At 37.5% G+C, this 15,668-nt stretch carries 14 protein-coding genes; all 14 read left to right on the top strand.

Going from position 1 to position 15,668, the window contains the following annotated elements:
- Window positions 1-198 precede the first annotated feature (198 nt).
- The 14 genes from dnaA (at window position 199) to ftsH (ending at window position 15,578) form a co-directional block, all read left to right on the top strand.
- The gene (dnaA, locus tag J2T50_RS05580) at window positions 199-1,575 is read left to right on the top strand and encodes a chromosomal replication initiator protein DnaA (RefSeq protein WP_253364569.1); all 1,377 of its coding nucleotides are present in this window, start codon (window positions 199-201) and stop codon (window positions 1,573-1,575) included.
- Between the two features lie 152 nt (window positions 1,576-1,727).
- The gene (gene dnaN / locus J2T50_RS05575; RefSeq protein ID WP_253364567.1) at window positions 1,728-2,864 is read left to right on the top strand and encodes a DNA polymerase III subunit beta; all 1,137 of its coding nucleotides are present in this window, start codon (window positions 1,728-1,730) and stop codon (window positions 2,862-2,864) included.
- A 195-nt stretch (window positions 2,865-3,059) separates the two neighbouring features.
- Window positions 3,060-3,272 (top strand): DUF951 domain-containing protein, encoded by a 213-nt coding sequence (locus J2T50_RS05570; protein WP_253364565.1) that lies wholly within the window; start codon window positions 3,060-3,062, stop codon window positions 3,270-3,272.
- A gap of 56 nt (window positions 3,273-3,328) precedes the next feature.
- On the top strand, window positions 3,329-4,210 hold the full coding sequence (locus tag J2T50_RS05565; RefSeq protein ID WP_253364550.1) for a diacylglycerol/lipid kinase family protein: 882 nt from the start codon (window positions 3,329-3,331) through the stop codon (window positions 4,208-4,210).
- A gap of 223 nt (window positions 4,211-4,433) precedes the next feature.
- The gene (ychF, locus tag J2T50_RS05560) at window positions 4,434-5,549 is read left to right on the top strand and encodes a redox-regulated ATPase YchF (RefSeq protein WP_253364548.1); all 1,116 of its coding nucleotides are present in this window, start codon (window positions 4,434-4,436) and stop codon (window positions 5,547-5,549) included.
- Window positions 5,550-5,621: 72 nt separating this feature from the next.
- Window positions 5,622-6,191, top strand: coding sequence for an aminoacyl-tRNA hydrolase (gene pth / locus J2T50_RS05555; RefSeq protein WP_253364546.1), 570 nt, complete (start codon window positions 5,622-5,624; stop codon window positions 6,189-6,191).
- A gap of 2 nt (window positions 6,192-6,193) precedes the next feature.
- Complete coding sequence (gene mfd / locus J2T50_RS05550; RefSeq protein WP_253364544.1) at window positions 6,194-9,694, top strand: transcription-repair coupling factor; 3,501 nt, start codon at window positions 6,194-6,196, stop codon at window positions 9,692-9,694.
- A gap of 42 nt (window positions 9,695-9,736) precedes the next feature.
- Window positions 9,737-10,009, top strand: a complete 273-nt coding sequence (locus J2T50_RS05545; RefSeq protein ID WP_253364542.1) for an RNA-binding S4 domain-containing protein — start codon at window positions 9,737-9,739, stop codon at window positions 10,007-10,009.
- Window positions 9,996-10,367 carry an FtsB family cell division protein gene (locus J2T50_RS05540; RefSeq protein ID WP_253364540.1) on the top strand — a complete coding sequence of 124 codons (372 nt, stop codon included), beginning with the start codon at window positions 9,996-9,998 and terminating at the stop codon, window positions 10,365-10,367. Before J2T50_RS05545 ends, J2T50_RS05540 begins: the two co-directional genes overlap by 14 nt.
- On the top strand, window positions 10,364-10,471 hold the full coding sequence (locus tag J2T50_RS05535; RefSeq protein WP_253364538.1) for an SP_0009 family protein: 108 nt from the start codon (window positions 10,364-10,366) through the stop codon (window positions 10,469-10,471). The genes J2T50_RS05540 and J2T50_RS05535 overlap by 4 nt, the downstream gene beginning before the upstream one ends.
- A 16-nt stretch (window positions 10,472-10,487) precedes the next feature.
- Window positions 10,488-11,771, top strand: a complete 1,284-nt coding sequence (locus J2T50_RS05530) for a serine hydrolase (RefSeq protein WP_253364536.1) — start codon at window positions 10,488-10,490, stop codon at window positions 11,769-11,771.
- Window positions 11,772-13,043: a tRNA lysidine(34) synthetase TilS gene (tilS, locus tag J2T50_RS05525; protein ID WP_253364534.1), complete on the top strand. Its 1,272-nt coding sequence runs from the start codon at window positions 11,772-11,774 to the stop codon at window positions 13,041-13,043.
- An 8-nt stretch (window positions 13,044-13,051) separates the two neighbouring features.
- Complete coding sequence (gene hpt / locus J2T50_RS05520) at window positions 13,052-13,594, top strand: hypoxanthine phosphoribosyltransferase (RefSeq protein WP_253364532.1); 543 nt, start codon at window positions 13,052-13,054, stop codon at window positions 13,592-13,594.
- Between the two features lie 19 nt (window positions 13,595-13,613).
- The gene (ftsH, locus tag J2T50_RS05515; protein WP_253364530.1) at window positions 13,614-15,578 is read left to right on the top strand and encodes an ATP-dependent zinc metalloprotease FtsH; all 1,965 of its coding nucleotides are present in this window, start codon (window positions 13,614-13,616) and stop codon (window positions 15,576-15,578) included.
- Window positions 15,579-15,668 lie beyond the last annotated feature (90 nt).

Raw genomic sequence — 15,668 nt, 5'->3', positions numbered from 1 at the left:
TGGAGAAAAAATCCGTATAAACAGTTTTATACACAATAAATCAGCCCGAAAAAGCCAATCATACTGGCTTTTTCTTTGTTTATTCACATTCTGTGGAAAACTTTTATAAACAGTGTGAAAAACTTTTTATCTTGTGGAAAACTTTTTGATTTTGTGATAAACTAGAAGAACCAAAAATGAAAAGAAAGGGGGGCAAGTATGAATCCTGAACAATTATTTTGGGAGCGAATTATCCAATTAGCCAAAGAACATTTGAATCTCAATCAAGCAGCATATGATTTTTACATTTCAGAAGCACGATTGGTTCAAATTAGTGGCTCAACAGCAACTATCTTTTTAGATAGCTCGGTGAAGCAATATTTTTGGGAGAAAAATCTCAATGATATTCTCCTAACAGCTGGTTTTGAAGTATACAATGCACCTCTAGAAGTCCAGTATGTCTTTGAACTACCAAACGACAGTCAGCTGGAAAGCCAACCAGTAGCAACGCCTGTCGTCCAAGTCATCCTCCCTGAGCAGCAAAATAACCAGCCGATTGTTCAACCCGTTCATTCTGATATCAAACCACAATATCAATTTGAAAATTTTGTGCAAGGTGATAACAATCAATGGGCAAAAGCTGCAGCATTAGCTGTTTCAGATAATCTTGGGGAACTTTATAATCCTCTCTTTATCTTTGGAGGACCCGGGCTTGGAAAAACGCACTTGCTCAATGCTATCGGAAATAAGGTTTTACAAAATAATCCGAATGCTCGCATTAAGTATGTGGCTTCTGAAACATTTATCAATGATTTCTTGGAGCATCTTCGCCTCAATAAAATGGAGGCTTTCAAGAATACCTATCGTAACCTAGATTTATTGCTGATTGATGATATTCAGTCTCTCAGTAACAAGGCGACGACACAGGAAGAATTTTTCAATACCTTTAATGCCTTGCACGATAAGAGTAAGCAAATTGTTCTGACGAGTGACCGCAATCCTGATCACCTAGAAAATCTGGAAGAACGCCTTGTCACGCGCTTTAAGTGGGGCTTAACGAGTGAGATTACACCGCCAGATTTTGAAACTCGAATTGCTATCTTGCGTAATAAATGTGAAGATTATCCCTACACCTTTGCCGACGATACTTTAGCCTATCTAGCTGGTCAATTTGACTCCAATGTCCGTGACCTTGAAGGAGCTCTAAAAGATATCCATCTCATCGCAACGCTGCGACAATTAACAACGATTACAGTTGATGTAGCAGCAGAGGCCATTCGTTCACGAAAACAAACTAGCCCTCAAAATATGGTCATCCCTATTGACAAAATTCAGGCAGAAGTCGGAAATTTCTACGGAATTAGCGTCAAGGAATTAAAAGGTGCTAAACGTGTTGCAAACATCGTTCATGCCCGTCAGGTCGCCATGTATCTAGCGCGTGAAATGACCGATAACTCGCTTCCAAAAATCGGGAAAGAATTTGGTAATCGAGACCATACAACGGTGATGCATGCTTACAATAAGATAAAAACAATGTTGCTTGATGATGAAAATCTAGAGATTGAAATTAGCACCATTCGGAACAAGATTCGGTAGTTGTGGATAATTCTTGAAAAATAGAGCGACTTTTCCACAAGTTGTGAACAAGTCATTTTTCTTGCTATTAGTGGGCTTAGTACACTTTTCCACAGATTTCACAGACACTACTATTACTATTAACCTTAACAACCATAAATAAAGGAGAATTCATGATTCAATTTTCAATTAACAAAACTATTTTTCTACAGGCTTTAAATATTACCAAAAGAGCTATCAGTCATAAAAATGCTATTCCTGTTTTATCAACTGTAAAAATTGATGTTCATAAAGAAGGAATTACATTGACAGGGTCTAATGGTCAAATTTCAATTGAAAACTTCATTTCTGTTCAGGATGAAAATGCAGGTCTCTTGATTTCGACAACAGGTTCTATTCTGTTAGAAGCTGGCTTCTTCATCAATGTCGTATCCAGTCTCCCAGACCTCGTTCTTGATTTTAAAGAAATTGAGCAAAAGCAAGTCGTTTTGACAAGTGGTAAATCAGAGATCACCCTAAAAGGAAAAGAAGCAGAGCAATATCCACGTTTGCAAGAAGTTCCAACTTCTAGTCCATTGGTATTGGAAACAAAAGTGTTGAAACAAACAATCAATGAAACAGCCTTTGCAGCCTCAACGCAAGAAAGTCGTCCTATCTTAACAGGTGTGCATTTTGTCTTGACAGAAAATACAGCTCTTAAAACAGTAGCGACAGATTCTCACCGTATGAGCCAACGTAAACTAACTTTGGAAAAAGCCGGTGACAATTTTGATGTTGTAATCCCAAGTCGCTCTCTACGCGAATTTGCAGCTGTTTTTACAGACGATATTGAAACCGTAGAAGTATTCTTCTCAAATAACCAAATGTTATTCCGTAGCGAGCATATTAGCTTCTACACACGTTTGCTAGAAGGAAGCTATCCTGATACAGACCGCTTGATTCCAAAAGAATTTAATACGATTGCTATTTTTGATACAGCTAACCTGCGACAAGCGATGGAACGTGCTCGTCTTTTGTCAAATGCAACACAAAATGGAACTGTAAAATTAGAAATCGTCAATCAGCTGGTATCGGCTCACGTAAATTCACCAGAAGTGGGACGTGTTAATGAAGAATTAGATACCTTAGAAGTTGTAGGAGATGATTTGGTCATTAGCTTTAACCCAACTTATCTGATTGAAGCATTGAAAGCTATTGATAGCGACCAAGTTAAAGTCAGCTTTATCTCGCCTGTACGTCCATTTACTTTGGTACCAAATAATGAGACAAATGACTTAGTGCAATTGATCACACCAGTTCGTACGAACTAAGAATAGGAACTTAGGACAAAATTTTATTATTTTAGCGTAGTGGTTGACTGAAGGTTCTTCTCCCTTGTTACACAAGGAGTTTCGACTAATCTAGTCAACTGTGCGGAGGTGGGACGACAAAATTGATTTCTATGAAATCACAATTTTTGTCCCACTCTCTTTTTGTTATAATCAGTTAGGTAGGAGGAAGAAATCATGTATCAACTAGGAAGTCTTGTAGAGATGAAAAAGCCTCATGCTTGTACGATAAAGTCTACTGGGAAAAAAGCCAATGAGTGGGAAGTGAAACGCTTGGGAGCAGATATCAAGATTCGCTGTACCAACTGTGATCACTTGGTCATGATGAGTCGGCATGATTTTGAAAAACGCTTGAAAAAAGTATTGAAGGATGATGTTAATTCAAAATAAAACATAAATTAGAAAGATTTCCGTTGGAAGTCTTTTTTTGTTATAATAACCCCATTATGACAGTCTATATTATTGCAAATCCACATGCAGGAGCGCAGCTAGCTGTTGACATTGTGGAAGAAATTCAAGTCAACTATCCTCATCTCGAAAAGAAAATTTTCTTTACAACTTGTCCCAATGATGAAAAAAATCAAGTTCAATTGGCTTTGCAGACTTGGCAAGAAGGAGATACTTTTCTGGTGATTGGTGGTGATGGGACTCTTTCAAAAGTTCTCTACCATCTTCCTCAGAACATTCCTTTTTCCTATTACCCAGTTGGGTCAGGAAATGATTTTGCGCGTGCCTTGCAGTTACCAGATTTAGCAGCCACTATTGCCAATATAGAAGCAGGAAATACGCGAGAAATTACGATTTTTGCAGCTGAAGAGGGAATTTTATTAAATAGCTTAGACCTCGGATTTGCATCCTGGGTGGTCAATGAAGCGGCTCATTCAACATTAAAACGTCTCCTCAATCGCTTATATTTAGGCAAGTTGACTTATATTTTTATTGCTATTTTATCTTTGCTTAAAAATCCAGTCGCTAGCGTGAAGATTCAAAAAAATAATCAGGAAATACTTGAGTTGGATCATGTTTACTTTTTCTCAGTTGCCAATAATACTTATTTTGGTGGTGGGATTATGATTTGGCCGACTGCGACTGTCTATGATTCTCAATTGCACATGATTTACGCAAAAGGAGAAACCTTCTGGAAGCGACTGGCTATCCTATTGACACTGGTCTTTAAACAACATCAGCAGTCTTCTTATCTCCAACATGAGGTGCTAGAAACAGCTCACATCAAGATACCTAGAGAAAGTATCGTTGAGGTTGATGGAGAAATCATCTCTAGCCGTGAGCTAACATTAAAAGCCCAAAAACGGAAAATTTATCTCTGAAATAAGACGCAACCTCAGGTTATTTTGGTAATCTGGTCAAACTAGCTGAGTTAGTTTTAGGGAAAAAATCAGACGTGAGGTAGAAGAAATATTGAACAGCCAATGAATAGTTGGGAATATTTTTCATCGTTCATATTTTAATTAGCTTGCTATTCAGCAAGCTTTTTTTCTATTTTTTTGCTATAATCGTAATGATTGAATATTTTGAACGGAGACTAGAAGAATGGCCTTAACAGCAGGTATCGTCGGTTTGCCAAACGTTGGTAAATCAACCCTATTTAACGCAATTACAAAGGCAGGTGCAGAGGCTGCTAACTATCCCTTTGCAACCATTGAACCAAACGTTGGTATCGTCGAAGTGCCTGACGAACGTTTACAAAAATTAACCGAACTAATCACACCTAAAAAAACTGTTCCAACCACTTTTGAGTTTACAGATATCGCAGGTATCGTCAAAGGAGCATCAAAAGGTGAAGGACTCGGAAATAAATTCTTGGCCAACATTCGTGAAGTAGATGCGATTGTCCATGTGGTTCGTGCGTTTGACGATGAAAATGTCATGCGTGAACAAGGACGTGAAGACGCATTTGTTGACCCGTTGGCAGATATTGATACCATCAATTTAGAATTGATTTTAGCAGACTTGGAGTCGGTGAATAAACGGTATGCGCGTGTTGAGAAAATGGCGCGTACTCAAAAAGACAAAGACTCGCTTGCTGAATTTAATGTTCTTCAAAAAATCAAGCCAGTTCTTGAAGATGGTAAATCAGCTCGGATATTAGAATTCACTCCAGAAGAGCAAACAGTTGTGAAAGGTCTGTTTCTTCTAACAACAAAACCCGTTCTTTATGTGGCCAATGTCGATGAAGATAAGGTAGCAGATCCAGATAGTATTGACTATGTACAGCAAATCCGTGATTTTGCCGCGACAGAAAATGCAGAAGTTGTTGTTATCTCAGCGCGTGCCGAGGAAGAAATTTCGGAGTTGGATGACGAAGATAAGGCAGAATTCTTGGAAGCGATTGGTTTGACAGAATCCGGTGTCGATAAATTGACGCGTGCTGCCTATCACTTGCTTGGCCTTGGTACTTACTTTACAGCTGGTGAAAAAGAAGTGCGTGCATGGACCTTTAAACGCGGCATCAAAGCACCACAAGCAGCAGGAATCATTCACTCTGACTTTGAACGCGGCTTTATCCGTGCGGTCACCATGAGTTATGATGACTTGATGCAGTACGGGTCTGAAAAAGCTGTAAAAGAAGCAGGACGCCTTCGTGAAGAAGGAAAAGAGTATGTGGTTCAAGATGGAGACATCATGGAATTCCGCTTTAACGTATAAGAATCTAGAATAGTCATAGGAGGTTGGAAAGTTATTTCCAGCCCTTTTGGCTTTATTTGAGAAAGGAAGAGTATGGTAAAAATGATTGTAGGTCTTGGAAATCCAGGATTAAAGTACAAGGAAACAAAACACAATATTGGTTTTATGGCAATTGACAGAATTGCAAAGGAACTTGACATTAAATTTACAGAAGATAAAATTTTCAAAGCTGAAATTGGCTCTGCTTTTCTCGATGGTGAGAAGATCTATTGTATCAAGCCAACCACTTTTATGAATAAATCAGGTGAAGCAGTTCATGCCTTGCTGTCCTACTATGGATTAGATTCAAGTGATTTGTTGGTCATTTATGATGACCTTGATATGGAAGTTGGCAAACTTCGTTTTCGTCAAAAAGGCTCTGCTGGTGGTCATAATGGTATCAAGTCAATTATCGCCCATATTGGTAGCCAAGAATTTGATCGTGTCAAGGTTGGAATCGGTCGTCCTCAAGGAAAAATGTCCGTCATTGATTATGTCATGAGTAAGTTTCATGGAGATGATGCCATTACGATTGATCAAACATTGGAAAAAGTTGACCAAGCTATCAAGTTTTATTTACAAGAAGATGACTTTGATGTTGTTATGAGAAAGTTTAATGGATAAGCATGAATATCATTGATTTAATTAGCCAAAATAAACAAATGATGACATGGCAGGCTAACCTAAATAAGTCAAGTCGTCAATTGATAACTGGACTTTCTGGAAGTAGTAAGGCCTTAGCGATTGTATCAGCCTTTGAGCAGGTTGACGATAAGCTGGTTGTTGTTACTGCAACTCAAAATGAGGCGGATAAGCTCAGTAATGAGTTGACAAATTTATTAGAGCAGGAGTACATTTACAACTTCTTTACAGATGATAGTCCAATTGCTGAATTTGTCTTTACCTCAAAAGACCGGACACAGGCCAGAGTTGAAGCCTTGAATTTTTTATGTGATAAAGGAAAAACAGGGATATTGGTTGTCAATATTGCTGCATTTCGCATTTTATTGCCCCAAAAAGAAACCTACCAAGAATCAATCTTCTCTCTCGAAGTAAATCAAGAAAAAGAAGTTGACAGCGTTGTAAAAAAACTGTTGCAAATAGGCTATAAAAAAACATCCAGAGTCCTAAGTCAGGGTGAATTTAGCATTCGTGGAGATATTTTAGACATCTACGAAATCAACAGTGAGCAGCCTTATCGGATTGAATTTTTTGGTGATGAAATTGATGGGCTACGGATATTTGATGTAGAAAAACAGATATCTTTACAAAATGTTGACAGTATTCTCATCAGTCCAGCATCAGAGTTGATTTTTTCTAGTGAAGATTTTGAGCGTGCCAGTCAAAAAGTAGAAAGTGCGATTCAACATGTTAATAATGAGACACAGATTTCTTATTTGAAGGAGGTTTTAGCAGATTTTCAAACTCAATATCGTCATCCAGATAGTAGGAAATTTCGTTCTTTCTTCTATGAGCAAAAATGGGCCCTGTTAGACTATTTACCAGCGCATACACCTATCTTTTTTGATGATTTTCATAAGTCAATGGATAGTTACGCTTTTTTTGAAAAAGAAGCAATGGAACTATTGACACAAGATTTACAAAACAGTAAATCCATTTCTAGTCTAGAATACTTTGCAGCCCCCTATCAAGAACTACGGACCTATAAGCCAGCTACCTTCTTTTCAACTTTTCAAAAGGGATTAGGAAACCTTAAATTTGATGCAATTTATCAATTTAATCAGCATCCAATGCAGGAATTCTTTAATCAAATTCCTTTATTGCAGGAAGAAATTAGACGATTTGAAAAATCGGGTTATACTTTGATTCTTCAAACGGAGAATGAAGCTAGTTTACAAAATTTACAAAAAACTTTACAAGAATACCAAATCACAATTCCCTTTACAGACCCTAACCATCTAGAACCAGGTAAGAGTCAGATTAGTTTTGGGAATTTAAGTTCAGGTTTTCATTTTTTAGATGAAAAAATTGCGATTATTACAGAACATGAAATTTTTCATAAAAAGATTAAAAGAAAAATTCGAAGGAAAAATATTTCCAATGCTGAGCGATTAAAGGATTACAATGAGCTAGAAAAAGGAGATTATGTTGTCCATCATGTTCATGGAATCGGTCAATTTTTAGGAATTGAAACGATTGAAATTTCAGGAATTCATCGTGATTATCTAACGATTCAGTATCAAAATTCAGATCGTATTTCTTTGCCGATTGATCAGATTGACTTGCTGTCAAAATACACCTCTTCGGACGGAAAAACTCCTAAAGTCAATAAATTAAATGATGGACGATTCCAACGGACACGGCAAAAAGTTCAAAAACAAGTTGAGGACATTGCAGATGATTTAATCCAATTGTATGCAGAGCGTACCCAATTAAAGGGCTTTGCTTTTTCGGAAGATGATACCAATCAAGAAGAGTTCGATAATCATTTTGCTTATGCAGAGACTGAGGACCAGCTTCGTTCGATTGACGAAATCAAAAAAGACATGGAAAAGCCTGCTCCTATGGATCGTCTTTTAGTCGGAGATGTTGGATTTGGTAAGACAGAAGTAGCCATGCGAGCAGCTTTCAAAGCAGTCAACGATGGAAAGCAAGTTGCTATTTTGGTACCGACAACAGTTTTGGCACAACAACACTATGCAAACTTCTTAGAACGTTTTTCAGAATTCCCTGTAAATGTTGATGTATTGAGTCGATTTAGGACTAAGGCAGAGCAGACAAAAACGTTGGAAAATCTTAAAAAGGGTCGCGTAGATATTCTGATTGGAACCCATAGAATCTTGTCTAAAGACGTTGAGTTTGCTGATTTAGGACTCTTAATTATTGACGAAGAACAGCGATTTGGTGTCAAGCATAAAGAGAGTTTGAAAGAGTTGAAAAAACGAGTGGACGTATTGACATTAACTGCTACTCCAATTCCTCGTACTCTGCACATGTCGATGCTAGGAATTCGAGATTTGTCAGTTATTGAAACGCCACCGACCAATCGCTATCCTGTCCAAACTTACGTTTTAGAAACAAATCCTACTGTTATACGAGATGCGGTACTAAGGGAAATGGATCGCGGAGGACAAATTTACTACCTTTACAACAAAGTTGACACTATCGAGCAAAAAGTTTCAGAGCTAAAAGAACTGATTCCTGAAGCAAGTATAGGATTTGTTCATGGTCAGATGTCAGAAATCCAATTAGAGAATACCTTATTTTCCTTTGTAGAAGGCGAGTATGACATTTTAGTTACCACAACAATTATTGAGACAGGTGTCGATATTCCAAATGCCAATACGCTGTTTATTGAAAATGCGGATCATATAGGTCTGTCAACCTTGTATCAACTTCGTGGTAGGGTTGGAAGGTCCAATCGGATTGCCTATGCCTATCTCATGTATCGTCCAGATAAGAGCCTGACGGAAATTTCTGAGAAAAGACTGGAAGCCATAAAAGGTTTTACAGAACTTGGTTCGGGCTTTAAAATTGCCATGCAAGATTTATCAATTCGAGGTGCTGGTAACATACTCGGTGCTGCTCAGAGTGGATTTATTGATTCGGTCGGATATGAATTGTATTCTCAGTTGCTGGAAGAAGCTATTTTAGTCAAACAAGGCAAACAAAAAATACGTGAAAAATCGAATGCTGAATTGAATTTACAGATTGATGCCTATCTACCATCTGATTATATTTCAGACCAACGTCAAAAAATTGAAATCTACAAGAAAATCAAAGAGATTGACAGTCGTGTCAATTATCAGTATCTTCAAGATGAGTTGATAGATCGATTTGGTGAGTATCCAGATGTAGTGGCCTATCTGCTAGAAATAAGCCTGCTGAAGTATTTTGCAGACCAAATGTTCACAGAAAAAATGATCAGAAAACAGAACCAAATTCTTGTCAACTTTGAGGCACGAGCAGGACAGATATTCTTGACCCAGGACTATTTCCAAGCGCTCTCGCTTGTCAATCTTAAAGCAAGAATAGCAGAAAATAGTGGACGGATGCAGTTAATTTTTGATATTCGGAAGAAAAAAGATTTTGAAATTCTAGAAGAATTGATGAAATTTGCCGAAAAAATGCTTGAAATAAAGCTTTCCAAAGAGAATAAACTGTAAAAAACGGTTAAAAGTGATAGAATAGAGAAATGAGGTGAAAATATGAGACTAGATAAATATCTGAAAGTTTCCCGGATTATCAAACGCCGCACAATTGCGAAGGAAGTGGCAGATAAAGGGAGAATTAAAATCAACGGAGTTTTGGCCAAATCATCAACAGATGTCAAACTAAATGATACGATTGAAATTCGTTTCGGTAACAAATTGCTGATTGTAAAAGTACTTGAAATGAAAGACAGTACTAAAAAAGAAGACGCTGAGAAAATGTATGAAATCATCAATGAAACAAGGATTGAAAACAATGAAGAAATCTAAAGTTTTACAGCTCAATAATGACTATATTCAGTCACAAAAAAGTAAAAGTCAGCAAAAACAGGATGAAAATCGTCAAAAAAATCGTTTTATGGGATCTATCCTTATTCTGGTTGTCTTTCTGTTTGTTTTGCCAACCTATAATTTGGTGCAGACCTATCATACATTGAAAGAGAAGGAGCAACAATTGGTTGACTTGCAAAAGCAATACGACAAATTGGCTGCGGATGAAAAAATAGAATCTTCACTTGTTACTAAACTGAAAGACAAGGATTTTGCAGCTAAGTATGTCCGTGCAAAATACCAGTTTTCAAAAGAGGGAGAGTTTGTTTACAACATCCCAGGACTATTACCAAAATGACAGACAATATTTTAGAAATCGTTGAAAAGTTCTTGTCACATTCAGATCAGAAGCTAGAAGAACTTTCAGAGAAGAATCGAACACTAAATTTGGAAGAAGAGTAAGTGGAAAGGAGGAAATATGCTGCGAAAAGAACTGCTTTTTTGGATATTGCCAATCTTTTTTATCAGTAACCAGGTAGTCAGCACAGAACTATCTGTAGAATTGACTAATGAAGAAGCCTACCAACTGACCAGCATGTCCTACCAGCCCCAGTTTACTGAAATTCCAACGAATCCTAATGTCACTAAAGAAATCCAAACTTATGTTGACAAAGAGTTGACAGTTGAAGAAGCAACTATTCGTCCAAACCAAACCTTTCAAATCCAATCTATTCTTGTAAATAATCAGAATAAACAGGTTTTTCAATTGAGCAATGGAAATTATATACTTGCAGATACTGAGGTAATTTATGATGATGTGATTGTTCAGCAAGAAACTGTACAACGAGATTATTGGTTGACAGATAACTTTACAGTTTACTCTAGTCCAATAGAAAATCAAGCTCGAAAATTAGCGACAAACTTGAACCCTTATCAATCAGTTGTAGCCACAGAGATTATCAGCAGTCATTGGGATACATTTGCCAAGATTTCGGGTGTTGGGTGGATAAAATTAAAGCAACTTTCTGAAGAAGATAATCGCATAGAATCCGTTCAAAAACTGCTAGATCAACGTTATCAATCTGATAAATTCTCCATCTATGTAAAACAATTATCGACAGAGAAGGAAGCCGCAATCAACGCAGATAAGCAGATGTATGCGGCCAGTATTTCTAAACTACCTGTCCTTTACTATAGTCAAAAACAAGTTGATAAAGGACAATATAATTTACAACAAGGTTTACAATATATTGACAAGGTGACAAGTTTTAAAGGCAGTTATAGTCCAGAAGGTAGCGGATCCCTATCTAAAATTGCGGATAATAAGCATTATCGAATTGATCAGTTGATGGACCTAACCGCTAAGTATTCTGATAATGCAGCGAGTAACTTGCTAGCCTACTACCTAACAGATCAATTTGATGAAGCATTCTATTCAGAGATTACAAATATTACCAAAGAAAAGTGGGATATGCAGACTCGTTTGGCAAGTAGCAAGATGGCGGGACTTATGATGGAAGCCATCTATTATCAAAATGGTTACGCTCTCCAAAGTTTAACAGGAACAAATTTTGATGACCAACGAATTGCCAAGGATATTCCTACAAAGATTTCTCATAAAATTGGTGATGCTTATGATGTGAAGCATGATGTCGCAATTGTCTACACAGATTCACCATTTATCTTGTCGATTTTTACGGATAAATCTGATTATGATACAATTTCACAAATTGCCAAGGACATTTACGATATTTTGAAATAAATGAAAAAAACAGATTTTTTAAAAGTGGTAGAAAAGAACCATTTTTTTGACCAACACGCAAAGGTTTTAGTAGCTGTATCAGGTGGAAAAGATTCTCTTAATCTTTTTCATCTGCTTTTTGATTTACGCCATAACTTGAATATTGAATTGGGAATGATTCACGTGAATCATCAGCAGCGTCCTGAGTCTCAAGAGGAGGAAAGGTATCTAGCATCATTAGCTAGGGAGTTTGGAATTCCGTTTTTTGTCGATTATTTTTCTGAAAAATTTAGCGAAGCCAAGGCTCGAGAATTTCGGTACGAATTTTTTAAAAAAATCATGATACAGGAAGATTATACGGCACTGGTGACGGCGCACCATGCAGATGATCAGGCAGAGACTATTTTTATGCGGATTCTTCGAGGAAATATCTTACGGAATCTAGAGGGCATAGAGGCCGTTCAACCATTTGGTGCAGGACAGTTGATTCGTCCCCTTCTGTCTTTTAAAAAGTCAGATTTAGCAGATATTTTCCATTTTGAAGACAGTAGTAATGCCAGTCAGCATTATTTTCGAAATCGTGTTCGAAACACCTATCTTCCACTCTTAGAAAAGGAAAATCCTAGATTTTCTACTGCTCTGATAGAGCTGGGTGACGAGACCATGCAGCTGTTCACCGCCTTGCGCGATTTGACAAATGAAATTACCGTTACAAACTGTCAAGAATTTCTTAACCAAACACCAGCTGTTCAGTATTTTTTGTTGCAAGAGTACGTAGCTCAATTTCCAGACTTGCAGTTAACAAAAACTCAATTTCGAGAAGTACTAGCTATTCTTCAAAGTAAGAAAACGTATCAGCACTTTTTGAAAAATGGTTATTATTTATTGAAAACAGAAACAGAATTTTCAATCACCAAAATCATACCCGAGACGGATGAAAACTACCATCATTTAGTGATAAAATCAGAAGGAATTTATCATTATAAGGATTTGGTGATAGGAGTAGATGTTCCATTAGAAGGTACGCAACAAATTCTCTATTTAAAAAAGGAATTTCCTATTATCCTTCGTTCACGACAAGCAGGGGATAAAATTTTGTTAAATGGTGTTCGTAAAAAGCTTCGTCGCTATTTTATAGACGAAAAAATCCCACAAGAAAAGCGACAAAAAGCAACCATAGTAGAACAATGTGAAAATATCTATGGAATTGCAAATATCGTTGCTAGTGATTTGAGTAAATCTACTAAAAATGATACAATAAATGTTACATTATATATAAAAATGAAAGTGTAAATTCGATTATGTTGGAAAAAGACATCAAAAAAGTTTTGATTACTCACGAGGAAATTGCAGCTCAGAGTGCGATTTTAGGAAAGCAGCTAACAGAAGATTATAAAGATAAAAATCCTCTCTTAATTGGTATTTTGAAAGGATCAATCCCATTCATGGCGGAACTAGTGAAACACATTGATACCCATTTAGAAATGGAGTTCATGGTTGTGTCTAGTTACCATGGGGGTACTGAAAGTAGCGGGACTATCAAAATTATCAAAGACATTGACGCTGATGTGGCAGGACGTGATGTTATCTTTGTTGAAGATATTATTGATACAGGCCGTACATTGAAAGAATTGAAAGAATTGTTTGAACTGCGCCGTGCGAAATCACTTCGTATTGTGACGATGTTGGATAAACCAGAAGGTCGTGTCGTTGATATCGATGCAGACTACACATGTTTTACAATTCCAAATGAATTTGTAGTTGGATTTGGTCTAGACTTCAAAGAAAACTATCGTAACTTACCCTATGTAGGAGTTCTAAAAGAGGAAGTCTACTCAAACTAGAAAAAGGTAACTAGAGTTTATGAACAAACAACCCAATAAAGGATTTATTCGAAATCCTTTTCTCATTATTCTATTGATTGCAACTGTCATTACTGGATACCAATTCATGAAGGCGGGTAGCCAAGTTTCAACACAAGAAATCAGCTATTCACAAGTTGCCAAAGCATTGCAAGATGGGAATGTTAAGGATATTACTTATCAGCCAAATAGTAGTGTTATTCAAATCACTGGTACGTATGAAAAAGCAGTGACAGAAAAAAGTGATTTATCAAGTACAATTCGACTATTTTCTGTTAGTGAAAAAGCAACTTACAAGAAGTTTTCTTCTATTATATTAGCATCAGATTCGACTATTTCAAATCTTCAAACTTTAGCTGAAAAACACAATGTCAAAGTTACGGTTAAACCAGAAAGTTCAAATAGTCTGTGGTTCAATCTTCTAATCAATCTGCTTCCTCTTGGTCTTGTCATGGTAGTCTTTTTCATGATGATGAATCAAGGCGGTGGCGGAGGTGCCCGTGGAGCTATGAACTTTGGTCGTAACAAAGCCAAAGCTCTTGAGAAAAATAACATTAAAGTTCGTTTCTCAGATGTTGCAGGTGCCGAAGAAGAAAAACAAGAACTAGTAGAAGTTGTTGAGTTCTTGAAAGATCCAAAACGATTCACTAAATTGGGTGCACGTATTCCGGCAGGTGTCTTGTTAGAAGGCCCTCCTGGAACAGGTAAAACACTCCTTGCAAAAGCAGTAGCTGGTGAAGCCGGAGTACCATTCTTTTCTATTTCAGGTTCTGACTTTGTTGAGATGTTTGTTGGTGTCGGTGCTAGCCGTGTTCGTTCTCTTTTTGAAGATGCTAAAAAATCTGCTCCAGCCATTATTTTCATCGATGAGATTGATGCTGTTGGTCGCCAACGTGGTGTCGGTATGGGCGGAGGAAATGATGAGCGCGAGCAAACTCTTAACCAACTCCTTATTGAAATGGATGGATTTGAAGGGAATGAAGGAATTATTGTTATTGCTGCTACCAACCGTAGTGATGTGTTAGACCCAGCTCTCTTACGTCCAGGGCGTTTTGACCGTAAAGTCCTTGTTGGTCGTCCAGATGTGAAAGGCCGTGAAGCGATTCTTAAAGTTCATGCTAAAAACAAACCATTAGCTGAAGATGTGGATTTGAAATTGGTCGCTCAACAAACACCAGGTTTTGTGGGTGCCGATCTTGAAAATGTATTGAATGAAGCGGCTCTCGTTGCAGCTCGTCGCAATAAAACAGTTATTGATGCTTCTGATATTGATGAAGCTGAAGATCGTGTCATTGCTGGTCCATCTAAAAAAGATCGTACAATTTCACAAAAAGAACGTGAAATGGTGGCCTATCACGAAGCAGGACATACAATTGTTGGACTTGTTCTTTCAAACGCACGTGAAGTTCATAAGGTTACAATTGTCCCACGTGGTCGTGCAGGTGGTTACATGATTGCCTTACCCAAAGAAGATCAAATGCTACTTTCAAAAGAAGATATGAAAGAGCAATTGGCAGGCCTCATGGGTGGCCGTGTTGCTGAGGAAATTATTTTCAATGCCCAGACAACAGGCGCATCTAACGACTTCGAACAAGCTACACAAATGGCTCGTGCTATGGTTGCCGAATATGGTATGAGTGAAAAAATGGGTCCGATGCAGTATGAAGGAAGTCATGCAATGTTTGGACAATACACTACTCAAAAGCATATTTCTGAACAGACCGCATATGAACTAGATGTTGAAGTACGTGAGTTACTCAATGAAGCTCGCAACAAAGCAGCCTCGATCATCCAAGAGCATCGCGAGGTGCATAAATTGATAGCAGAGGCGTTGTTAGAGCATGAAACGCTGGATAGCGTGCAAATTAAGTCCTTGTACGAAACAGGTCATATGCCTGCTGAAAAGTCAGATAACGAGGAACCACATCCTTTATCCTATGATGAAGTCAAATCGAAACTAGATTAAGAAGAACAGCTTATTGCTGTTCTTTTTTGTAGCAGGATGACAAGTATGACATGTACGTTATTCCATATGTATTATATACTTTATGTAAAC

The sequence above is a fragment of the Streptococcus gallinaceus genome, assembly GCF_024170225.1.
Lineage (GTDB): Bacteria > Bacillota > Bacilli > Lactobacillales > Streptococcaceae > Streptococcus > Streptococcus gallinaceus.
Note: the sequence above shows the minus strand (reverse complement) of the source record. Positions and strands in the feature narration are given on the sequence as shown.